Source organism: Rugosimonospora acidiphila (genome assembly GCF_039543385.1).
GTDB classification, from domain to species: domain Bacteria; phylum Actinomycetota; class Actinomycetes; order Mycobacteriales; family Micromonosporaceae; genus Rugosimonospora; species Rugosimonospora acidiphila.
The window spans coordinates 1-21,395 of record NZ_BAABJQ010000014.1; the positions used below are offsets into that span (position 1 = coordinate 1).

A 21,395-nucleotide genomic window follows, 5' to 3' on the forward strand; every position below is an offset into this window, starting at 1 on the left:
GGTGCGCGCACCGCGCGCACCGGCCGCGCCGGGAACCCGCCTCAGAACTCGTCGCCGCCCACGAACTGGCGCTCGAGCCGGTCCGCGGTCGAGGTGATCAGCGACAGCGGGCGCTCGAACTCGTTGATGTCGAGGTCCGCCAGCGGCATCGACTGCCTGATGAACAGGTGACCGTCGATGATGGCCCCGCCGCCGCAGACCTTGCCGCCGACCTCTTCCAGCACGGCGCGCAGGTTCAGGGAGTCCACCTTGCCCACCGGCGACTCGATCTGCAGCCACTCCTCGGTGCCCTCACCCAGCACCTGCCGCCACAGGAACACCACCTGCGTGCGCATGTCGCCGACTTCGAAGATCAGCTTGACGCGGTCGTCCTTCTCATCGGAAATTTTATAGTTGGAGCGTACGTACTCGACCAGGCTCGTCCAGGTGGTCATCTGCATCCCCTCGTCGCGAGTTTCCCCGACTCGTCACGAACAATCAGAAGCGGGCCGAACGCTAGCACCGGCCCGCCACCCGAGGCCGTTCAGGGCAGCGCGCCCGCCGGGTAATTGGCTCGCCCGCGAGGCGCGTCCGTCACTACTCTCGCCGGCATGAACGGCGCCCCGGTGCCCCTGCTGTGGCTGTGCGGCCCGTCCGGCGTCGGCAAGTCGACGGTCGGGTGCGAAATCTTCAGCCAGCTCGAACGGGCCGGCGTACCGGTCGGCTACGTCGACCTCGATCAGGTCGGCCTGTGCTACCCCGCGCCGGCCGACGACCCCGGCAACCACCGCGTCAAGTCCCGCGGCCTGGGCGCGGTGTGGCCGGCCCACCGGGACGCGGGGGTCCGGTGCCTGGTCGTGTCGGGCGGGGTCGAAACCGCCGACCAGGTGCGCGCGTACGCCGGCCAGGTGCCGGACGCCGCCGTCACGCTGATGCGGCTGCGCGCCGGCCACCGGGTACTGGTCGAGCGGTTCCTCGGCCGAGGCTGGCGCCCGGACCTGCTGGACGAGGTCGTCCGGGACGCGGACGAACTGGAGCGCGGGAAACTCCCCGGCCCGTGCGTGGACACCGATGGGTTGCCGGTGCCCGAGGTGGCCCGGCTGGTACGCGAGCGGGCCGGCGGCTGGCCCCGTCACGACGCGGCGACGCTGGACCCGGCACCCCTCGATCCGGCACCGCTGGATCCGGCGACGCTGGGCTCGGCACCGCTGGACCCGATGCCGCCGCACGAAGCACCGACCGGCGAAGCATCGACCGGCGAGACGGCGCTCCGCGAGGGTGGGCATGACGGCGTCCGGCCCGGCTCCACGCCTGTCCTGTGGGTGTGCCGCCCGCCCGCCGTGGGCAAGTCCACGGTCGGGTACGAGATCTTCACCCAGGTCAACGGGTCCGGTGTGAAGGCCGCGTACGTCGACCTCGCCCAGATCGGCTTCTGCCGGCCGGCCCCCGCCGGCGACCCGGGCAACCACCGGCTCAAGGCGCGCAACCTCGGCGCGCTGTGGCCGATGTACCGGGATGCCGGGGCGCGGTGCCTCGTCGTCACCGGTGCCGTCCATCGCCCGGAGACGGTGCGCGCCTACGCCGACGCGGTACCGGGTACGGCGCTCACGCTGTGCCGCCTGCACGCCGGGCCGGCCGAGTTGGCACGGCGGGTCCTGCTGCGCGGCGCCGGCGGCGGGCCGACGATCCCTGGCAAGGCGCTGAAGGGCTGGCCCGAAGACGCACTGCTCCGGTTCGCGGAGCGGGCCGCGCGCGAGGCGGCCGAGTTGGAGCGGGTCGGCCTGGGTGATCTGTGCGTCGACACGGATGGCCGGACGGTCGAGGAGGTCGCCGGGCTGGTCCGCGCCCGGGCCGGCGGGTGGCCCGCCTGACCGCCGTTGCATTTTCGCGGCCTCGCCCGAACTCCCTCGCCTTTCGGCCCTGGGCGAATGTTCCGGGGCATCGGCCGAATCCGTGAACCATCTCTATGTGCGCACGTGCTGATGAGTAGGACCGCGCGGCCTTGCCAGGAAGCGGGCCCCGAGGGCCCGTCGAACAGTCACGTCCACCCGAGTTCAGGAGTGCCATGTCACCCAAATCCACACGTCGAATGACCCTCGCGTTGACCGCCGTGGCGTTGGGTCTGATCGGTCAGGCGTTGCTCGCCGGACCCGCCAACGCCAGCCTGTTCAACGTCAAGGTTCAGAGCGCCGTGCTGAAGAACGGCCAACTTCAGGTCCAAGGGTCGGGTGGCGAACCCGGCACCAGCATTTCCGCCGAGTCGACCGTCGACGTGGCCGACGTGCGCGTCGGGAACGACGGGCGGTTCAAGATCGAGGCATCCAACTTCCACGCTCCCGACTGCTTGATCACCGTGCGCGACGCCGACTCCCCGCTGGTAACCGCCAAGCTTCAGGGCTGCACGCCGTCGACGAAGCCGGTCCAGCCGCCGGCGCCGCCCACGGGTAGCTGTGTGATCGCGGCGCAGACGCTGGTCACGCTCCCGGGCGGGGTCTCCGAGAACTTCGGGACCACGGCCACGCTCGCGGTCGGGAACCTGGGGACGGTCAACTTCACGACCACGGGATGCAACTTCGGCAGCGGAACCACCCCGACGCAGGTGCAATGGAAGCTCGTTGCCGGTGTCATCCCCACCGGCATGAGCGGCCCGCAGGTTCAGGGCCACGATGCCGCGAACATCACCGGCATCCCCAGTGTCGCGGGTACCTACGAGTTCACCCTGCAGGCCACCGACGCGATCGGCGCCACCGACCAGGAGAACTTCACGGTCGTCGTTTCGTAACGCCGCTCGCCCCTCGCCGCACCCCGGACCCGGTCCGGGGTGCGGCCGTTCCGTAACCGCGGACCCGCCGTGTCACACCGGCGGCGGGAACCGTCGGAGGCACCTGAACTCCACCGGCCCATTCGCGCGGTTGCGCCCGTGATTGTCCACAAAGGACGCCTTGTGGCGGGCGAAAATCCTGCGCACAGACTGACCCCGCACCGCTGCCCGCGCCGATCAGCATCTGTTATCTTCTATCAGGAAGCCTGCCTGACCGTTTGAAGTCCATCAGTTCGGTCCCGTGGCGCCGCCCGGCCCCCGGCCGGCCCGCGCCACCGCATGCGTCTCTAGGAGATGGTTCATGAAAAGACGGCGCATTGGTTCTCGCGTACCCATCCGACTACTCACCCTCTCCGCGCTGGCCGTCACCCTCGGCGCCCCCGCCTTCGGCGGGCCCGGCGCGGCGAACGCCGCAGCCCCCTCGGCGGTGACGTTCACCGGCCCCACCGCCGGATCGGCGGCCGCCCCGCACGACCTCGGCACCAGCGGCTGGAAGGTGCTCACCAGCGCCACCGCCACCCAGACCGGCGACCAGATCTCCACCCCCGGCTTCTCCACCGCGCACTGGCTGTCGGTGCGGCCGGACGACGGGGACGCGCCCGGCACCGAGATCGAGGCCCTGCTGCAGAACGGGGCCTGCCCCAACCCGTACTACTCCGACAACATCCGCACGTGCTTCGGGTTCACCGACGACGCCGGCCCGGTGAGCGTGCCGCAGTTCGCGGTGCCCTGGTGGTACCGCACCGACTTCTCCGCCGACCTGCGCCCCGGCCAGACCGCCAGCCTCATCGTCAACGGCGTTGTGGGCGCCGCCGACGTCTGGGTCAACGGTTCGGAGGTGGCCACCAAGGCCACCGTCACCGGCGACTACACCAAATTCACCTTCGACGTGAGCACCCTGCTTCACCGGGGCAAGAACTCGCTGGCGCTGGAGGTCTACCCCAACGACCCCAGCACCATGCTCACGCTCGACGACGTGGACTGGAACCAGGTCCCGCCGGACAACAACACCGGCATCCAGTTCCCGATCCAGCTCAAGGTCTCCGACGCGCTCAGCGAGAGCAACGCGCACGTGCTCCAGGCCAACGCGGCGGATCTGAGCAGTTCGGCGCTGACCGTCAAGACCGACGTCACCAACAACACGGCCGCGCCACAGACCGGCACGGTGCGTGCCACCGTCACGCCGCCCGGCCACGGCGGCAAGGCGATAACGGTCACGCAGTCGGTGACGGTTCCGGCGCACACCACCCAGACCGTGTCGTTCACGCCGGACGCGTACCGGGCCCTGACCATCAGGCATCCGCAGATCTGGTGGCCGTACCAGATGGGCGCCTCGCCGCTGTACACGCTGCGCACGTCGGTGTCGCAGCGCGGCGCGGTGACCGACTCGGCCAGCGCGACCTTCGGCATCCGGACGGTGACCACCTCGCTGGTCGGCGCGTCGCCGATCGCGCCCGACGGCGTGCGCAGCTACGCCATCAACGGCCGCTCCATCGTGGTGCGCGGCGGCGGCTTCGCCGAGGACCTGTTCCTGCACTACGACGCGACCGACATCGCCCGCCAGTTCGCGATCCTGAAGAACCTCGGCATCAACACGCTGCGGCTGGAGGGGCACTTCATGCCGGAGAACTTCTATGAGCAGGCCGACGCGGCCGGCATGCTCATCGACTCCGGGTTCCAGTGCTGCGACGCGTGGCAGCCGGGGAAAACCATCAGCCAGGCCACCCTGGACACCATGGCGCTGTCGGCGCTGACCATCGGCCAGAACGAGCGCAACCACCCCAGCGTGTTCACCTTCTCCTGGAGCGACAACGCGCCGCGGCCCCAGCAGGAGGCCGTCTCGCTGCCCGCCTTCCAGCAGGCCGACTTCGACGTACCCATCGTCGCGTCGGCGGAGTACAAGAGCACGCCCACGCTGGGACAGGCCGGCGAGAAGGAAGGACCGTACGACTACGTGCCGCCGAGCTACTGGTACGACACCAGCAACTACGACCCGGGTGACTCGTCGCGTACCAACGCCGGCGGCTCCTGGGGCCTGGACAGCGAGCAGAGCGCCGGGGACACGGTGCCCACCATGGACTCCCTCAACCGGTTCCTGTCCCCCGCCGACCAGGCCGCGCTCTGGCAGCAGCCGGACGCCAACCAGTACCACGCCAACTACGAGACGGGCCACGGCGGGTACCGCTTCGGCACGCTCTTCGAGTTCGACCAGGCGATGACGAACCGGTACGGCTCGTGGTCGAGCCTCGACCAGTACGTCGAGGAGGCCCAGGTCCAGAACTACGAGAACACCAGGGCGCAGTTCGAGGCGTTCGTCGACCACTCGACCAACCAGCCCACCCCGGCCACCGGCACCATCTACTGGCAGGTCAACAAGGGTTGGCCGACCCTGCTGTGGGACCTGTACAACCAGGACGGCGACCAGCCGGGCAGCTTCTTCGGCGCGAAGAAGGCCAACGAGGGGCTGCACGTGCTCTACGGGTACGACGACGGCACGGTGGCCGTGGACAACCTCACCGGCAAGGCGGCCAAGGGGCTGTCGGTGCAGGCGAAGGTCTACGACCTGGCCGGCAACGTGCTGGACGACCAGCGGGTCGGCGGCCTCAGCCTGACCAGCCAGCAGGTGACGAACAAGGTGCTCACCCCGAAGGTGCCGGCCGCCACGGTGGCACCCACCCCCGCGAAGACGTCCTTCGTGGAGCTTCAGCTCAGCCAGAACGGCAAGGTCGTCGACCGCAACGTGTACTGGGTGTCCAGCCAGGCCGACCAGGTCGACTGGGACGCCACCCTGGGCAACCCGCAGGCCACCATGTCCCAGTACGCGGACCTGACGGCGCTGCACTCGCTGCCGACGAACAACAAGATCGCAGCGAAGGTCAGCACCCACGCCCAGGCGGGCCCGGACGGTGCCGACCGGGTCGCCACGGTGACCATCACCAACACCTCGAAGACCCGGACGGTGGGCTTCTTCCTCCGGGCGGATCTGCGCCGGGGTACCAGGTCCGGCAAGGAGTTGCCGGGCGACAACGAGGTCGGCTCCGCGCTGTGGAGCGACAACGACATCACGCTGTGGCCGGGCGAGTCGCAGACGCTGACGGTCAGCTACCGCGCCTCGGACCTCAAGGGCGCCACGCCGGTGGTGAGCGTGTCCGGGTGGAACTCCCCCCGGATCGACGTCGCCGGATAGCGCACGGATGAATGGGTGCCCGGTCCCGACGCGCGTCGGGGCCGGGCACCCGCGGTTTACCCGGAGGGTCGCGCCCATCGCAGCGGCCGCAGGGGGTAGGCCCACGGCACGCCCAGGTCGTCGTCGTAGTCGTCGTACAGGCCCATGACGATCTCGGGTACCAGTACCAGCCGTTCGACGGGCAGGTCGTCGGCGGCGCCCCGTAGCTCGTCCGCCTCTTCCCTGGCGGCATAGAGACGGTAGGTGGGTCCGAGATTCACCGTCCCCGCCTCGACCTCAAGGTACCTGTGCCCTCGCTGGTCCGTGTCGCAGCGCGCGGGAAGATCTTCGATCGGCTTGGTGCCGTCGTCCAGCAGCTGCGCGGAGCGATACGGCGCCTGCCCCGGGCCGGGGCGGGCCGTCACCGTAACGCCCCTCGGGCTTCGGCAGATCGAGATTGCCTTGCCGTCGGCGGCGAGCCACGTTCCCACCCACGACCGTGGCCAACCCGTCGGACCAACCATCTGACCAGTGTGCCCGCTTCCGGTTGCGCACCGCGGGCGATGTGAGTCGCGCCACCGGCACAGAACTCAGTAGTAGTCGTCGATCGGCCGGCGCGCCTCGTCGAACAGCGCCGGCCCCTCGTAGCGCACCTCGGGCAGCGGCGGAGTGGTCGGCTTGACCTCCGCGAATTGCTCGGCGGACAGGGCGTACACCACCCGTCCGAGGCCGGATCGGTCTATCGCGGTCGCGCACATCGGGCAGGGCTGGCAACTGGTGAACATCGTGATGCCGGCGGCCACGTCGGGAGCGAGTTGCCGCGCGGCCCATCGCGCCAGCTTCAACTCCGGGTGCGCGGTGATGTCCGAATCGGAGACCACCGTGTTGTGGTCCTCGATCAGGACCGTGCCGTCCGCACCGACCAGCAACGAGCCGAACGGTCGTTCGCCGAGCGCCCCGGCTTCGCTGGCGAGCGCTACGGCACGGCGGAGAAACCTCTCGTCGTCGGGGGTCATCGGTCCTCCTGGGATTTGTGATACGCGGCCACGGCGGCCAGCGTCCGCCAGGCGCGTTCGGGCCGACGGACTTCGGTCAGGTCGCCGTTGAACGGGTCGAGCAGCACCGTCTGCGCGCCGAGCAGACGCAGCTGATCGAGGTCGGCGATGATCTGGTCAAGCGTGCCGACCCCGGCCAGCCGATCCGGGGCGGTGACCGGTTCAGGGGTCTCCCGGAGTGCGATGCGCGGCGTCAGCGCGGGCACCTGCCGGTCCCATCCGTCGGCGACGGCCGCGAGCCGGCCGGCCGCCTCGGCCAGCCAGCCGGGTGTGCACCGCAGCGGATGCCAGGCATCCCCGAGCAGTACCGCGCGACGCATGGCGCTGTCGCTGTTGCCGCCGACCCAGACCGGGATTCCGGGCGCCTCATAGTCGTCGGTGTCGCGCCAGGCCTCGCGGATGGTGTGGAGGTACTCGTCGGTCAGCGCACCGCGCCGGTGGAACGGCACGCCGAGCGCCTCGAACTCCTGCCTGGCCCAGCCGACGCCGACGCCCAGGACGAGCCGGCCGTCGCTGAGCCGGTGGAGGTTCGCCGCCATGCGGGCGGTGAGCAGCGGGTGCCGGTACGCAAGGATGAGCACCGTGGTACCCAGCCTGATCCGCCGGGTCACCCCAGCCAGCCAGGACAGCGTCGTGATCGGCTCGTAGAACGGAGCCGGATACTGTCCGGCCACGTCCGGGGTCACCGCGATGTGGTCGGAGAGCATCAGCAGGTCGAAGCCGAGGCCCTCGATCGTCTGCGCCCACTGTCGCAGCAGGTCGGGACCGGTACCCGGGCCGAAGTTCGGTACGTTCACACCAATCTGCACAGGTCCGAGACTAGCCAGCGTGGATCCGGCCTGTGAACACCGTCTTCCCTGCCTCGGCTGGCCCTTGCCGTGGATCCGCCGGTAAATTGGCCCGGTGACCGAGAATCTTGACGCCGTCGATTGGTCCATCCTGACCGAGCTGCAGGGCGACGGTCGCTTGCCGATCACCGAACTCAGCCGCCGGGTCACGCTGAGCGCGTCGGCGACCAGCGAACGGGTGAAGCGACTGGAGGCCAGCGGTGTCATCACCGGCTACCGTGCCGAGGTCGACCTGTCCAAGGCGGGCTTCGCCGTGCTGGCGGTGGTCCGGCTCAAGTACCCCGGCAACCGGCACGATCCGCTGCGCCAATTGCTCGATCGGCGGTCGGAGATCCTGGAGTGCCTGCGCACCACGGGAGACGACTGCTACGTGCTGAAGGTCGCCGCGACCTCGATGGCGCACCTCGAACAGGTCGTCGACGACCTCGCCGCGTTCGGCAGCACCACCACCAACGTGGTGTACAGCGCGACGCTTCCCTATCGCGGCCCGCGACCGACGCTGTCTCAGGCGTGACTCGGGTCGAGTGCGCCCGGGCCCGTCAGCCCGGCTGCGCGTCCGCACCGGCCTTGGTGTCCGATGTGGACACCGGTGTGGTCCGCGCGGACGGTACCGGGTCGGCCGTGGCCACGTGGCAGGCCGCCTGGCGCCCCGGCCCGAGCGGGCGGGGCAGGGGCGTCACCGTCGCGCACTCGTCGATCGCCAGCGGGCAGCGCCAGCGGAACCGGCAGCCGGGACCGGGGTCGATGACCCTGGGCGGCTCGCCCTTGGCGGCCTCGGCGGTCACCGCCAGCGGCGCCCGCGGGTCGGGGACGGCCGACAGCAGCAGTTGCGTGTACGGATGCTTCGGGTCGGCCAGCACCGCCTCGGTCGGGCCGGACTCCACGACGTGGCCGGCGTACATCACCATCAACCGGTCGGAGACGTAGCGGGCGCTGGCGATGTCGTGGGTGATGTAGAGGAACGACACATCCTCCTCGGCGCGCAGCCGGGCCATCACGTTGAGCAGTCCGATGCGGATCGACACGTCCAGCATGGACACCGGTTCGTCGGCCAGGATCAGCTTCGGCCGGTACGCGAGGGCCTGCGCGAAGCCGATGCGCTGCCGCTGGCCGCCGCTCAGCTCGTACGGGTACCGCTCGAGGATCTCGGCGGCCGGGTTGAGCCCGACCGCCTCGGTGACCCGCAGCGCCTCCTCGAACCGCTGCGCCCGGTTCAGGTCGTGGCGGTGCAGCTTGAGGCCGCGCAGGATGCCGTGGGACACCCGGTATGCCGGGTTGAGCGAGCTGAACGGGTCCTGGAACACCATCGGCACGTCGCCCCGGTACTCCAGCAGTTGCCGGCGGCCGCGCATCGCGGTCAGCGGGCGGCCCTGGTAGCGGATCTCGCCCGCGGTCGGCCGGTAGACGCCGGCCAGCAGGCGGGCGACGGTGCTCTTGCCGCTGCCGCTCTCCCCCACCAGCGCGACGATCTCCTTGCGGTTGATGGTGAGGTCGGCGTCGTCGACCGCGTGCAGGTTCCGGCGGGACAGCGCACCGCCGACCTTGAAGTGCTTGGTGAGTTTGCGCGTCTCCAGCAGCGGAGCCTGCCCCGCCGCGCCCTCCGGCGGACCGGCCTGCGTCGCCTGGCTCGGGATGGTCACGGTCCCACCTCCACGTCCGGTTCGGCGGCGGGTGCGCCGGCTCGCCGCGGGTCGTTGAGCAGGCAGCGCGACTGTGCCGCACCGACCTGGTACAGCGCGGGCGCGATGACCCGGCAGTCGTCCTCGGCGACCGGGCACCGTGGCTGGAACCGGCAGCCGCTGGGCGGCGCGCCGAGGTCGGGCGGGCTGCCCGGGATCCCGGTCAGCTCGACCCTCGGCCCCCGGATCGACGGGAACGCGTCGAGCAGTCCCCGGCTGTACGGGTGCGCCGGGGTGTCGAAGACGGTGCGGGTCGGCCCGACCTCGACGACCTGCCCGCCGTACATCACCAGCAACTGGTCGGAGAAGTGGCTGACCAGTGACATGTCGTGGGTGACGAAGACGACCGCGAAGCCGAGCTCGCGCTGCAGCTCTTTGATCTGCAACATGAGCGAGCGCTGCGCGACCACGTCGAGCGCGGAGGTCGGCTCGTCCATGATGACGAGGTCCGGCGTGAACAGCAGCGCCATGGCGATCATGGCCCGCTGGCGCATCCCGCCGGACAGCTGGTGCGGGTAGCTCTTCAGGTGTACCGGGTCGATGCCGACCAGGCTCATCACCTCGGCCGAGCGCTCCCGCACCTGGGCGGCGGTGAACTTCCCGTGCGCCTCCATCGCGTCGCGCAGCTGCGCGCCGATGCTCGCCACCGGGTTGAGGGCGTTCATCGCGCTCTGCATGACGACCGACAGGTCGCGCCAGCGCAGCACGTTGAGTTCCTTCTCGGCCATGGTGACCAGGTTCTGGCCGTGGAAGACGACGCTGCCACCGGTGATCCCGGCCGGCGGGCTGAGCAGCCGGGCGATGGCGAACAGCATGGTGGACTTGCCGCAGCCGGACTCGCCGACCACGCCGACGAACTCGCCCTGGTGCACGTCGAGGTCGACGCCGTCCACCGCGCGGACCGCGCCGCCGCCGGTGGCGTACTCGACGCGCAGGTCGCGGACCTCAAGAATGGGTGCGCCTGGCACGGTTCCTCCTCACCGGTCGCAGCGCGGGATTGCTGATCTCGTCAAAGGCGTAGTTCATCAGGGCGAACGAGACGCCGAGCAGCGCCACGCACGCGCCCGGCGCGATGGCCCACAGCGGCATGCCGGTCTGCAGCGCCTGCTGGCTCTGCGACCAGTAGAGCATGGTGCCCCAGCTGATCGAGTTGGGATCGCCCAACCCGAGGAACTGCAGGCCGGCGGCGGTCAACACCGAGTACAGCGCGGCGCCCAGGAAGTTGGCCAGGATGAGCGAGGTCATCGTCGGCAGCACCTCGAACACGATGATGTACGAGCGCCGCTCCCCCCGTACCCGGGCAGACTCCAGGAAGTCCCGGTTGCGCATGGACAGTGCCTGCGCGCGCAACTGGTTGGCGCCGTACGACCAGCCGGTGACGACCAGCACGATGAGCACCACCAGCAGGGTGCCCTTGCCCGCGTAGGTGGCCAGCACGATGATCAGCGGGAAGGTCGGGATGACCAGGAAGACGTTGGTCAGCATGGACAGCGCCTCGTCCGCGACGCCGCCCAGGTACGCCGCGGACACCCCGATCAGCACCGACAGCACGGTGGCGCACAGCCCGGCGACCAGCGCGATGACCAGCGACTGGCGGGCGCCGTAGACGAGCTGGGCCCAGATGTCCTGCCCGAGCGCGGTGGTGCCCAGCCAGTGCGCCCCGGACGGCTGCTGGGATGGCACGAACGACAGCGCGTTCGGGTCGCGTACCGACGTGAACAGCTGGGGCACCGCGGCCAGCACGCAGAACACCAGGAAGATGGCCAGCCCCACGGTGGCCTTGCGGTTGCGCAGCAGGGATGCGAGGGCGCCGCCACGCCCACGCCTGGACGTGGTGGCCGGCGCGGGCGTGGCCGCGGTCGGCTGCACGAGCAGGGAGGTCATAGGTCTATCCCTTCGCCCGGGCGCGCGGATCCAACCAGGCCGTCGCGAAGTCGCACAGCAGCACGGCGATCAGCACGGCCGCGGTGAACAGCATGAACAGCGCCTGCATGAGCGGGTAGTCGGTGTTCTGCACGGCGTTGTAGAGCAGGTAGCCCAGGCCGGGGTAGTTGAACACGTACTCCACCAGGATCGCGCCCGAGATGACGAAGCCGAGCGACATCGCGAAGCCGGAAAGGTTGGGCAGCATCGCGTTGCGGGCCGCGTACCCGTACATGATGCGCCGGTTGGACAGGCCCTTGGCCCGGCCCATGCGCACGTAGTCCTCGGCGAGAGTGGTGATCATGTTATTGCGCATGGTGAGGATCCAGCCCCCGATGGAGGTGATGAGGATCGTGCCGGCGGGCAGGATCGCGTGTTTGAGCACGCTGCCGATGAAGCCCGGCGACAGCGACGGCTGGAGGGTGTTGTCGTAGTTGAAGTCGCTCGGCAGGAACCCGTTGGTCCACACCGAGAGCATCAGGATCAGCAGCAGTCCGACCCAGAAATACGGTAGGGCGGAGGTGACCACGAAGACCGACGGCAGGATCGAGTCGACCTTCCCGCCCCGGCGCCACGCCGCCACGATGCCGATCAGCGAGCCGAGCACGAACGCGAGAACGGTGGCGATGCCCACCAACCCCAGCGTCCAGGGCAGCGCCTGACCGATGAGAGTGGACACCGGCGTGCCCAGGGTCGCCCCGATGGACACGCCCCAGTGCCCGCTGAACATGTCGCCGAGATAGTTGAGGTACTGCACGAACAGGTTCTGGTGCGGCTTGAACCCGTAGGCGGTGAGCATCTGCTGCAACGCCGCCGGTGACACCTTGCCGCGGGTGCGGTCCCGGAGCGCGTTGATCGGGCTGCCGGGCATGAACTTGGGGATGAAGAAGTTGAGGGTCAGCGCGGCCCACAGCGTGAGCACGAAGAACCCGAGGCGTCGTAGCACATAGTTCACGGCGAACAGCTCCTCGTGCCCACTGCCATGGTCCGGCCTTTCTTCGGTCCTACCGTCTGATCACTGAGCCGACTTGGAGTAGAGGTGGGTCAGCACCTGCCCGGTGTCCGGCACGCTGAACGCGGACGGCTGGGCGTACGGGTTGTCCTCGGTCGGCCAGCCACCGATGTCCGTGGTGTTGTATTGGAACCAGTCGACCGACTCGGTGACGGGGATGATCGGCACGTCCCGCAGCATGGCCGCCCCGATCTGCTTCATGAGCGAGACCTGGGTGGCGTCGTCGGCCGCGGCGTACTGGTCGAACAGCTTGTCGACGTCGGGGTTGAGGTATCGCTCGTAGTTGAAGCTCGCCTGCTTGCCGATCGGCGCGGAGTTCTTCGAGTACAGGATCTGCCGCAGCTCATAGTACGGCGTCGGGCCGCCCGGCTCACCGTAGTAGGCCAGGTCGAAATCGCCGTTGAACAGCTTGTCATCGAAGGTCTGCTGAGCCAGCGGCGTGATGGTCAGGTCGATCCCGATCGGCGCGAGCTCCTGCTTGATGACCGCCAGGGAGGCGGCCCAGTCGGTGTACCCGGTGATGGTGATGATGGACAGCTTCAGCGGGTTCGACTTCGAGTAGCCGGCGCTGGCCATCAGCTGGGTCGCCTTGGCCGTGTTGGGCTTGGCGTAGCCGGCCGAGGAGACTGCCGAGGCGTCGTAGTACTTCGAGAACGTCGGCGTCACGATGCCGGTCTGGTTGGCGGCCGGCTGCTGGCCGCCCTCACCGATGAGCGCCACCTTGCTCCGGTCGATGGCCGAGGCGATCGCCTGGCGCACCGCCAGCTTGCTCGTGGCGGCGTGCGACGGGTCGAGGTTGGGGAAGATGGCCACGTTGGTCACCGGCGGGGACCAGGTGTGGTTGTTGGCCGACTTGGCCAGGTAGAACTGCTTGATGCCGGGGATGAACTGGCTGCCCCACTGCGCCTTGTTGTTGGCCAGGTCCAGGTTGGCCGGCCCGTTGTCCAGGTAGGCCGGGTACTCGACCTTCTGGATGTAGGGCTTGCCGGCCTGCCAGTAGTGCGGGTTGGCCACATACTGGATGTTGTTGGCGCTGCACGGGCTGACCATGAACGGGCCGGTGCCGACCGGGTTGGTGTCCGTCCAGGTGTCCGGGTGCGCGGCCGCGTCGCCGGTGGACCAGATGTGCTTGGGGATGATGCCCACCTGGTTGGCGAAGTTGAAGAAGTAGGGCTGGGCCGCCTGGCTGAAGTTCATGGTGACCTTGTTGCCGCTGGCGGTCACCGACTGCAGCCCGGCCCCGGTCCACAGCGAGTACAGGTCCATCGCCGGGTACTGCTTGAGCAGGTTGAAGGTGAAGGCCACGTCGTCGGCGGAGAACGGCTGGCCGTCGCTCCACGTCACGCCGTCCCGGATGGTGAACACGATGCTCTTCTTGTCCGCGCTCCACTGGTACGACGAGGCGAGCATCGGCGTCTCGGCCTGGTTGTTCAGCAGGTCGACGAAGACCAACGGTTCGTAGACGAACCCGACCGACTCCAGGTAGTTGGCCGGGTTGAACGGGTTGAACTGGCAGGTCCAGGTCTGGCCCTGCTCGTTGGAGATGGTGACCGTGCCGCCCTTCTTGCGGGGCGCGTTGATGTCGTCCGGAGTGCTGTTGGTGGTAGTGGAATTGTGCGAGGGAGTGGAATTCGATCCGCAGGCCGTTAGCAGCAGGCCCGCAACCATGATGACGGCGAGCGTCTTGGTGCGTCTCATCGAGGCTGTCCCTTCCTGATCCGTGCGGTGAGCGTCGGAGCACTCATGCCGCCGCGCCTTCGCTCTGCGCTTCGCGCGCCGCGGCCGTACCCAGTGCGAGGGCGCCCATCAGGGGCGCGTCGAAGGGGAAGGCGGCCGGTACCAACTCGGGCGGGAACGGCACGGCGGCCTCCAGCGCCCGGCGCAGGTCGGTCTCCAGCCGGTGCCACGAGCGCACCATGCCGCCGCCCACGACGATCCGCTCCGGGTCCACGGCGACGGCCAGGTTCACCAGGTGGAAGGCCAACTCCGCGACGAAGTCGTCCAGCAGCCGAGCCATCCGCGGGTCGTCGCCGGCCCGGGTGAACACGTCAACGGCGCCGGTGGCGTACGGCAGCAGCGCCGACGCCTCCCGCAGCAACGCCATCCCGCTGACCGCCTCCTCCAGCGGCTGGCGCTCGCCCAGCGGGAGCCCGACGTCGCCCAGCGACCGCAGGTTGTATCCGATCTCGCCGGACGCGCCGTGCCTGCCCAGCACCACCGAGCCGCCCGCGACGATCGCCACGGCCAGGCCGGTGCCGAGGTTCAGGTAGATCCCCGGGTCGCAGCCGGCCAGCGCCCCCCACGCGAGTTCGGCCTGCGCCGCGGCCTTGACGTCGGTGGCCATGCTGACCCGCGCGCCAGCGAACGCCTCGCGCAGTTCGCGCCCGAGCGCGATGTCGCTCCAGCCGGGGACCGCGGGCGCCAGGGCGACCCCGTCCTCGCCGGGGATGCCGAAGGTGGCGACGCCGACGGCGGCGAGCGGCCGGTCCGGCGCCGCGCTGGCCAGCAGCCCGCGCGCGGCACCGATCCCCCGTTCGAGGGTGGCCCGTGCGCCGCCCTCGGCCAGGGTGTCGACCGTGGTCGCGCCGAGCCGGGCACCGTTCGGCTCGCAGACCGCTGCCGCGATCTTCGTTCCCCCGAAGTCCAGTCCCAGTACGACCGGAGAGTGCATGTGCGGCTCCCGTGAATTCGTGGATGGACCCGCGTTTGTTAGGAAAGTAGACTATCGACCAGAGCCATGCAAGTGTCTGGATCAGATGGTCGGTATCAGCTCTGCAACGGGAGGTCGATGCGTGAGCACGCAGGCCGGAGGCGGTTCGCCCGCACGTCCGCGACTGATCCGGGCGATGAACGAACACCTGCTGCTCGACCACATCCGCGCCGGCGGCAGGATCTCCCGCGCCGAGCTCGCGCGCATCTCCGGGCTGGCGAAGAACACCGTGTCACTGGCGCTGGCCAACCTCGAGCGGGCCGGGCTGGTGCGCACCTCCGGGGTGCGCACCGGCGCCCCCGGACCGGCCGCCCTGCTGTATGAGGTTCACCCCGAGGCCGGCTTCGTGCTCGCCCTCGACGTCGGTAAGCAGTTCCTGCGCGGCGCGATCGGCGACTTCTCCGGCCGCATCCGCGCCCGATGCTCGATCCGCACCCGCGCCCGGGGCGGGCACGCCCGCGTCGCCGAACTCGTCGGGCTGGCCGAGAGCCTGTACGCGCGGGCCGGCGTCGCCGCGTCCGACATCACGCAGACCGTACTGGGCAGCCCGGGCGTGTACGACCCTCGGCGCGACGCGCTGAGCCTCACCACCGGACTCGCCGGCTGGGGCACGCCGCAGATACTCGCCGAGCTGCGCAAGGCGTTCGGTGACTCCCTGATGATCGAGAATGACGTGAACGCGGCCGCGCTGGCCGAGCGCGCGCACGGTCACGGTCGGGGCGTGGACAGCTTCGCCTTTGTCTGGATCGGCACCGGCATCGGCATGGGGCTCGTGCTCGGCGGCCGGTTGCACCGCGGCGCGCACGGCGCGGCCGGCGAGATCGGTTACCTACCGCTGAACGGCGGCCCCGACCCCGGCCACGACGATGCCAGCGGTAGCGACGACACCGGTACCGCTGACAGCGGTAGCGACGACAGCGACCTGGACGGCAGCGAGACCAACAGCAGCGACACCAAGGGCAGCGAGACCGACGGCGGCGAGACCGACGGCGGCGAGACCGACGGCGGCGAGACCGACGGCGGAGGCGGTGCCCTGGGCGGCGTGGAAGGCGACGGTCGCGTCGAGGTCGGCGACCGGGGCCGCGAGGGCGGCCTCGGCCGCAGCGCCTTCGAGGCCGCGGCCTCGGCCGCGGGCATCGTGCGCGCCGCCCGTGGCGCGGGACTGCGCGGACCGGTCTCCGCGCGGCGCGTCTTCGCCGCCGCGAACCGGGGCGACACCGTCGCCGTGGCGGTCGCCGCCGCCGAGGCGGTGCTGGTGGCGCGGGCGGTCTGCTCGGTCATCGCCGTCGTCGACCCCGACCTCACCGTGCTCGGTGGCGGCGTCGGGCAGGCCGGAGGTCTCGTCGAGTCGGTCGAGCGCGAACTGCGCCGGCTCGCGCCGGTCGTACCGGAGCTGCGGGTCAGCGCCCTCGGCGCGGACGCGGTGGTGGACGGCTGCCTGGCCGCGGGCATCGAACGCACCTGGGACCGGGTGACCGCGGCGCTGCCCGCGGCGTGCGGGGCCGACGCGACCGCGTGACCCCGCCCGCCGGCCCGGTCGGCCCTCCCGTCCGACCGGGCCGGCGGGCGGTCAGCCCTTGACCGCCCCGGCGGTCAGGCCGGTCGCGACGTTGCGCTGGATGATGAGGAAGAACACCACCACCGGCAGCGAGGCGAGCGTCGCGCCGGCCATCAGCGGACCCCAGGTGGTGCCCCGCAGCGTCTGGTTGGAGGCCAGCCACGCCATCAGGTTCCACTTGTCGGAGTCGTTGAGGGTGTTGATGATGATGAACTCGTTCCAGGTCTGGATGAACCCGTAGATCGAGGCCGCGACGAGGCCCGGCCCGGTCAGCGGCAGGATGATCCGGTAGAAGGTCTGCCACCGGGTGCAACCGTCGACCATGGCCGCCTCGTCCAGCTCCCGAGGTACGCCGATGATGAACCCGCGCAGCATCCACACCGTGTACGGCAGGACCAGCACCATGTACACGACGATCACGCCGGTGAGGCTGTCGGTGAGGCCCAGGCTGTTCAGCGTCAGGTACAGCGGGATCAGCAGCGACAGGAACGGGATCATCTGCACGATCAGGATCACCAGGATCAGCGCCCGCCGGCCGTAGAAGCGGAACCGGGCGATGGCCAGGGCGCCGAGGAACCCGATGACCAGACCGAAAGCGACCGCGCAGAGCGTGACGATCAGGCTGTTTCTCAGGTCGATGAGGAAGTTCGGCGCGTTCAGCGCCGAGGCGAAGTTGGCCAGCGTCGGGTGCCGGGGAACGAACTGCGGCGTGAACGTCTCCACCTCGTTCACCGGCTTGAACGCGGTGTTGACGGCCCAGTACACGGGAAACGCCATGACCACCGCGAAGACCAGCCCGGCCAGGTTGGCCACCAGCGTCCCGGCCCGGGAGCGCCCGACGTGCGGATCCGTGCCGGAGCCCAGGTGGCGGTGCCGGCGGGGGTTCGCGGGCGCCGGCCGCCCGGCGGCGACCGGCCGCATGCGTTGCGTGGGAGCAGCCATCAGTCCGCGTCTCCGATCCGGAACATCTGCCGTACGTAGAACGCCATCACGCCGAGCATCAGGATCACCGTGAGGATCGAGATCGCCGCACCGGGGCTGTAATGGCTCTTGGTGAACGCCTCCTGGTAGGCGTAGATGGCGAGGTTGTAGTAGTCGAGTTCGGGTTTGCTGCCGCGGATCACGTAGATCTGGGTGAAGATCCCCATGTCCCAGATCGCCGACAGGGTGGTCACGATGCCCACCAGCGGGCGCAGGATCGGGAAGGTCACGCCGCGGAACACCGCCGCGGGACCGGCGCCGTCGACCACCGCGGCCTCGATGAGTTCCCGGGGTACCTGGGACAGGCCGGCGTACAGGCTGATCGCGATGAACGGGATGGCGCCCCAGACGACCAGCGCGATGATGACCGACCACCCCTGTACCGGGTTGATCCACCAGCTGTGGTTGGTGTAGTCGACCCCCGGGATCTTGTCCAGCGCCCAGTTCAGCACGCCCCAGTCGGAGTCCACCAGCCAGCCGAAGACCTGGGTGGAGACCAGCTGCGGCATGGACCAGACCAGCATCATGGCCACGGTCATGAGGATGCGCACCCAGCCCGCCACCCGCCGCATCAGCAGCGCGACGGCCAGGCCCACCACCACCGACAGCACCACGCAGACGACGGCCACCACGATGGTGCGCAGCACCACTGTCCAGAAGAACCCGTCGGCCAGCACCGCCGCGTAGTTCCCGAAGCCGATCCAGGCCGGCGACTCGCCGGTGAACAGGTCGCGCTGCGTCACGTGCTGGAAGGACAGCATGATCATTTTGATGACCGGGTACGCCAACAGCGCGGCGAGCACGATCACCGTGGGCAGCGCCAGCAGGTACGGTGCGGCGAGGCGCTGCCTCCGGCGCCGGCCACCCAGGGCGGGCACCGGTATCTGCGGGCCCGGGTCGACGGGCTGACGGGTCGATGGCTCGACCGCATACATTCGCGTACTCCCCCTCGCTCGTCGGCGGGGTCGTGATCCGGTGCCGCCGCCTCGACGGCACCGGATCGGGCCAGCGCAGGTCAGGAAGCGTTGAGCGTCGAGGTGATCTGGGTATCGGCCGCCTTGGCGGCGGCGTCCACCGACTGCTTACCGGTCACCATATTCACCAGCGCCTGCTGCAGGATGTTCGCCTTCTCCACGTCCGCCCAGGTCGGCGCGTTCGGGGTGAACCAGCTGTTCTTCGCCGCGCCGGCCGTGGCCTCGTTGCCGGATACCTGCGCCGCCGCGTCCAGCAGGTTGGTGGCGTTGGGCAGGGCGCCCTTGGCCAGCAGCGCCTGCTGCGAGGAGGTGCCGGTGAAATCCTTAATCCACTGGGCCGCGAGGCCCGCGTTCTTGCTCTTCTGCGCCACGCCGAGGATCGAGCCGCCGAGGAAGCTCGGCAGGTTCTGGCCGGCCGCGGCGCCCGGCAACGGCACCGCCGCCACCTTGCCCTTCACCGCGGTGTCCACCATCGGGGAGTTCGGGTCGTTGGGGTCCTGGTGCTGCGACTGCACGGCGCCCAACTCCCACCCGTTGCCGTAGAGCATGGCGCTGTCGCCCTGGGCGAAGACGGCGTCCTGGTCGTTCTCGTTCTTGGTGGGGTCACCCTTCGAGTACGTCTTGGCCAGGTCGACCCACTTCTGCAGGCCCGCCTCGGCGGTCGGGTCCTCCAGCGTGCCCTTCCACTTGCCGTCGCTGCCCTTCTGCGCGATCTGGCCGCCCGACCCGTAGACCCAGGACATCGCCGCGTACCAGTAGGCGCCCGGCATGTAGAACGCGGAGAACTTCGGGTCCGAGCCGTGTGCCGCCTGCAGCTTCTGCGCGTCGGCGGTCAGGTCGTCATAGGTCGTCGGCGGCTTCAGCCCGGCCGCCTGGAACAGGTCGGTGCGGTAGATCAGCACCCGGGCGCCGGCGTAGTACGGCACGCAGTAGAGCTTGCCGTCGGACTCGCACGGCGCGGACAGGCCGGTCAGCCAGTCGGCGCTGTTGTCGAAGCTGCCCTTCTTGTCAGTGATGTCGGCGAAGCCGCCGTTGAAGACGTACTTGGCCGCCTCGGTGTTGCCCAGCTCGATGACGTCCGGCACGGACTTGCCGGACAGGGTGGCGTCCAGTTTGGTCAGGTGGTTGGTCCACTGCTGGTACTCCACCGTGACGCTGGCGCCCGTGTCCGCCTTGAACTTGGCGTTCGCCGCGTCGACCACCGCCGGCCAGCCGGTTTGCGCGTCGACCATCAGCCACACCTTGAGGGTCTTGCCCTTGCCGTCCAGCGAGTCGCTGGACGACGAGCTCTTGCCGCCACACGCCGCGGCACCGAGCAGCGTCGCGGCGAGAGCCGCGGCGACCGCGATCCTGCGCTTCACGCTTCCTCCTCGGATACGTACCTGGTACCTGGAAATAATCGGTTTAGGGTGTTGCGTTGCGGCCTTACCCCGTCCGGGTGTCACGCCCGGCCGTGGTGCGGCATCGACGCGTCAGCGTCGACATCTCGGTGTGCCCGGTGCGCCGCCACCGCCCGCGCGGTCCGCTGGAACGCGGTGTCCGCGCGGTCGTGCAGCCGCTGGGCGACGGCGATGTACAGCAGGTCCATGACCACCAGCTGCGGGTGGCGGGCGGAGAGTGCGTCGGGACGAAAGGGCGTCGCCTGTACGGCGGTCAGCAGCACCAGATCCGCGACCTCGGCCAGCGGCGAGCGCGGGAAGCTGGTCAGCGCGACGGTGGTGGCGCCGTGGCTGCCGGCCTCGGCGAGAACCTCGATGGTCTCCCGGGTCTGGCCGGTGTGCGACACGCCGATCGCCACGTCACCGTCGCCCAGGTTGGCCACGCTGGCCAACCCGTCGTGGATGTCTTTCCAGCACCAGGCCGCCACGCCGATGCGGTGCAGGCAGAACTGGAGCTCGGCGCCGACCAGCGCGTTGCTGCTGGCGCCGTAGATGTCGACCCGCCGCGCGGCGGTGACCGCGTCCGCGGCCCAGGCGACGGCCCGCAGGTCCAGCAGGGCGGCGGTGTCGTGCATGGCCCGCGTGTCGGCGACCATGATCTGGTGCAGTACCCGTTCCAGCGGATCATCGGGCTGGATCTCCCGCCCGATGTCCACGCTCCACCCGGCCGCGCGGGCCGCCCGACCGGTCTCACCGGCGATGCCAAGCCGGAGGTCGGCGTACCCGTCGAAGCCGAGCGCCCGGCAGAACCGGGTGACGGTCGCGGGCGAGGTGCCGCTGCGCTCGGCCAGCTCGACGATGGTGGCCCGGGCGGCGGCCGCGGGGTCGGCGAGCACCTGCTCGGCGACGCGACGCAGGGCGCCGGTGAACTCGGGCAGCCGGACGCCCAGCCGCAACAGCACGCCGTCGGGTGGCACGGACGACGAATCCGCGCCGGTCGTCGCGCCGGTTCCGGGCGCGGACGACGGGGCGTCGAGCGCGGCGGCCCGCGACGCGGTCAGCGTCACCTCGTCATCCATCGACGACCTTTCAGATAAGAATATTTACGGTGGCGATAAGAATTCTTAACTGAAGGACCCGCTGTCAAGGCTAACTGAAAGGTTTCCGAACTGTTATCAAGGCCGGACCCGCCGTCGGCTACCTGGATCAACGGCCCAACCAGTAAAAACATTGATCAATATATGCTCGGCCGACCGCGGTCACGGGGCGCGCCGGACCAGCAATGATCTTGCGAGGCGGCGGTACGGCCA

The 21,395-nt window shown here is 69.8% G+C and carries 19 protein-coding genes; 5 read left to right on the forward strand and 14 right to left on the reverse strand.

Going from position 1 to position 21,395, the window contains the following annotated elements; all coding sequences use genetic code 11:
• Nucleotides 1-41: 41 nt before the first annotated feature.
• The gene (locus ABEA87_RS22590) at nt 42-434 is read right to left on the reverse strand and encodes a hypothetical protein (RefSeq protein ID WP_345632565.1); all 393 of its coding nucleotides are present in this window, start codon (nt 432-434) and stop codon (nt 42-44) included.
• 156 nt (nt 435-590) lie between these two features.
• Between ABEA87_RS22590 and ABEA87_RS22595 the strand changes: the two genes are divergently transcribed.
• The 3 genes from ABEA87_RS22595 to ABEA87_RS22605 all read left to right on the forward strand — a co-directional run bounded on the left by ABEA87_RS22595 (nt 591) and on the right by ABEA87_RS22605 (nt 5,987).
• Nucleotides 591-1,850 carry a hypothetical protein gene (locus tag ABEA87_RS22595; RefSeq protein WP_345632568.1) on the forward strand — a complete coding sequence of 420 codons (1,260 nt, stop codon included), beginning with the start codon at nt 591-593 and terminating at the stop codon, nt 1,848-1,850.
• A gap of 218 nt (nt 1,851-2,068) precedes the next feature.
• Nucleotides 2,069-2,761 (forward strand): hypothetical protein, encoded by a 693-nt coding sequence (locus ABEA87_RS22600; protein ID WP_345632570.1) that lies wholly within the window; start codon nt 2,069-2,071, stop codon nt 2,759-2,761.
• 340 nt (nt 2,762-3,101) lie between these two features.
• Nucleotides 3,102-5,987, forward strand: coding sequence for a glycoside hydrolase family 2 protein (locus tag ABEA87_RS22605; protein WP_345632572.1), 2,886 nt, complete (start codon nt 3,102-3,104; stop codon nt 5,985-5,987).
• Between the two features lie 56 nt (nt 5,988-6,043).
• Here ABEA87_RS22605 and ABEA87_RS22610 read toward each other — a convergent pair whose 3' ends face one another.
• The 3 genes from ABEA87_RS22610 to ABEA87_RS22620 form a co-directional block, all read right to left on the reverse strand.
• Entirely contained in the window at nt 6,044-6,391 is a 348-nt protein-coding gene (locus tag ABEA87_RS22610; protein WP_345632574.1) for a hypothetical protein, read from the reverse strand.
• 165 nt (nt 6,392-6,556) lie between these two features.
• A complete protein-coding gene (locus ABEA87_RS22615; RefSeq protein ID WP_345632576.1) occupies nt 6,557-6,982 on the reverse strand; it encodes a nucleoside deaminase in 426 nt (141 codons plus the stop codon).
• Nucleotides 6,979-7,830 carry an LLM class flavin-dependent oxidoreductase gene (locus ABEA87_RS22620; RefSeq protein ID WP_345632578.1) on the reverse strand — a complete coding sequence of 284 codons (852 nt, stop codon included), beginning with the start codon at nt 7,828-7,830 and terminating at the stop codon, nt 6,979-6,981. Before ABEA87_RS22620 ends, ABEA87_RS22615 begins: the two co-directional genes overlap by 4 nt.
• Nucleotides 7,831-7,924: 94 nt before the next feature.
• Between ABEA87_RS22620 and ABEA87_RS22625 the strand changes: the two genes are divergently transcribed.
• A complete protein-coding gene (locus ABEA87_RS22625) occupies nt 7,925-8,383 on the forward strand; it encodes an Lrp/AsnC family transcriptional regulator (RefSeq protein ID WP_345632580.1) in 459 nt (152 codons plus the stop codon).
• Between the two features lie 25 nt (nt 8,384-8,408).
• On the opposite strand, the gene ABEA87_RS22630 is transcribed toward ABEA87_RS22625, so the two are convergent.
• The 6 genes from ABEA87_RS22630 to ABEA87_RS22655 are packed head-to-tail and all read right to left on the reverse strand — an operon-like array spanning nt 8,409 to nt 15,154.
• Nucleotides 8,409-9,509, reverse strand: a complete 1,101-nt coding sequence (locus ABEA87_RS22630) for an ABC transporter ATP-binding protein (protein ID WP_345632582.1) — start codon at nt 9,507-9,509, stop codon at nt 8,409-8,411.
• The gene (locus ABEA87_RS22635) at nt 9,506-10,516 is read right to left on the reverse strand and encodes an ABC transporter ATP-binding protein (RefSeq protein WP_345632584.1); all 1,011 of its coding nucleotides are present in this window, start codon (nt 10,514-10,516) and stop codon (nt 9,506-9,508) included. Before ABEA87_RS22635 ends, ABEA87_RS22630 begins: the two co-directional genes overlap by 4 nt.
• On the reverse strand, nt 10,494-11,432 hold the full coding sequence (locus ABEA87_RS22640; protein ID WP_345632586.1) for an ABC transporter permease: 939 nt from the start codon (nt 11,430-11,432) through the stop codon (nt 10,494-10,496). The genes ABEA87_RS22635 and ABEA87_RS22640 overlap by 23 nt, the downstream gene beginning before the upstream one ends.
• Before the next feature lie 4 nt (nt 11,433-11,436).
• Entirely contained in the window at nt 11,437-12,426 is a 990-nt protein-coding gene (locus ABEA87_RS22645; RefSeq protein WP_345632588.1) for an ABC transporter permease, read from the reverse strand.
• A 60-nt stretch (nt 12,427-12,486) separates the two neighbouring features.
• Nucleotides 12,487-14,181, reverse strand: a complete 1,695-nt coding sequence (locus tag ABEA87_RS22650; protein ID WP_345632589.1) for an ABC transporter substrate-binding protein — start codon at nt 14,179-14,181, stop codon at nt 12,487-12,489.
• Nucleotides 14,182-14,224: 43 nt separating this feature from the next.
• On the reverse strand, nt 14,225-15,154 hold the full coding sequence (locus ABEA87_RS22655; RefSeq protein WP_345632591.1) for an ROK family protein: 930 nt from the start codon (nt 15,152-15,154) through the stop codon (nt 14,225-14,227).
• 175 nt (nt 15,155-15,329) lie between these two features.
• Between ABEA87_RS22655 and ABEA87_RS22660 the strand changes: the two genes are divergently transcribed.
• Nucleotides 15,330-16,712, forward strand: coding sequence for an ROK family transcriptional regulator (locus tag ABEA87_RS22660; protein WP_345632592.1), 1,383 nt, complete (start codon nt 15,330-15,332; stop codon nt 16,710-16,712).
• Nucleotides 16,713-16,763: 51 nt separating this feature from the next.
• Here ABEA87_RS22660 and ABEA87_RS22665 read toward each other — a convergent pair whose 3' ends face one another.
• The 4 genes from ABEA87_RS22665 to ABEA87_RS22680 all read right to left on the reverse strand — a co-directional run bounded on the left by ABEA87_RS22665 (nt 16,764) and on the right by ABEA87_RS22680 (nt 21,164).
• On the reverse strand, nt 16,764-17,693 hold the full coding sequence (locus ABEA87_RS22665; protein WP_345632594.1) for a carbohydrate ABC transporter permease: 930 nt from the start codon (nt 17,691-17,693) through the stop codon (nt 16,764-16,766).
• The gene (locus ABEA87_RS22670; RefSeq protein ID WP_345632596.1) at nt 17,693-18,667 is read right to left on the reverse strand and encodes a carbohydrate ABC transporter permease; all 975 of its coding nucleotides are present in this window, start codon (nt 18,665-18,667) and stop codon (nt 17,693-17,695) included. The genes ABEA87_RS22665 and ABEA87_RS22670 overlap by 1 nt, the downstream gene beginning before the upstream one ends.
• Nucleotides 18,668-18,747: 80 nt before the next feature.
• A complete protein-coding gene (locus tag ABEA87_RS22675; protein WP_345632598.1) occupies nt 18,748-20,067 on the reverse strand; it encodes an extracellular solute-binding protein in 1,320 nt (439 codons plus the stop codon).
• 80 nt (nt 20,068-20,147) lie between these two features.
• Complete coding sequence (locus ABEA87_RS22680) at nt 20,148-21,164, reverse strand: MurR/RpiR family transcriptional regulator (RefSeq protein WP_345632600.1); 1,017 nt, start codon at nt 21,162-21,164, stop codon at nt 20,148-20,150.
• Nucleotides 21,165-21,395 lie beyond the last annotated feature (231 nt).

Bases quoted from the DNA above. Each gene is read 5' to 3' on its own strand.
- ABEA87_RS22590 (WP_345632565.1), bottom strand. From the start codon at position 434: ATGACCACCTGGACGAGCCTGGTCGAGTACGTACGCTCCAACTATAAA.
- ABEA87_RS22595 (WP_345632568.1), top strand. From the start codon at position 591: ATGAACGGCGCCCCGGTGCCCCTGCTGTGGCTGTGCGGCCCGTCCGGC.
- ABEA87_RS22600 (WP_345632570.1), top strand. From the start codon at position 2,069: ATGACCCTCGCGTTGACCGCCGTGGCGTTGGGTCTGATCGGTCAGGCG.
- ABEA87_RS22605 (WP_345632572.1), top strand. From the start codon at position 3,102: ATGAAAAGACGGCGCATTGGTTCTCGCGTACCCATCCGACTACTCACC.
- ABEA87_RS22615 (WP_345632576.1), bottom strand. From the start codon at position 6,982: ATGACCCCCGACGACGAGAGGTTTCTCCGCCGTGCCGTAGCGCTCGCC.
- ABEA87_RS22640 (WP_345632586.1), bottom strand. From the start codon at position 11,432: ATGACCTCCCTGCTCGTGCAGCCGACCGCGGCCACGCCCGCGCCGGCC.
- ABEA87_RS22650 (WP_345632589.1), bottom strand. From the start codon at position 14,181: ATGAGACGCACCAAGACGCTCGCCGTCATCATGGTTGCGGGCCTGCTG.
- ABEA87_RS22655 (WP_345632591.1), bottom strand. From the start codon at position 15,154: ATGCACTCTCCGGTCGTACTGGGACTGGACTTCGGGGGAACGAAGATC.
- ABEA87_RS22660 (WP_345632592.1), top strand. From the start codon at position 15,330: ATGAACGAACACCTGCTGCTCGACCACATCCGCGCCGGCGGCAGGATC.
- ABEA87_RS22665 (WP_345632594.1), bottom strand. From the start codon at position 17,693: ATGGCTGCTCCCACGCAACGCATGCGGCCGGTCGCCGCCGGGCGGCCG.
- ABEA87_RS22670 (WP_345632596.1), bottom strand. From the start codon at position 18,667: ATGTATGCGGTCGAGCCATCGACCCGTCAGCCCGTCGACCCGGGCCCG.
- ABEA87_RS22680 (WP_345632600.1), bottom strand. From the start codon at position 21,164: ATGGATGACGAGGTGACGCTGACCGCGTCGCGGGCCGCCGCGCTCGAC.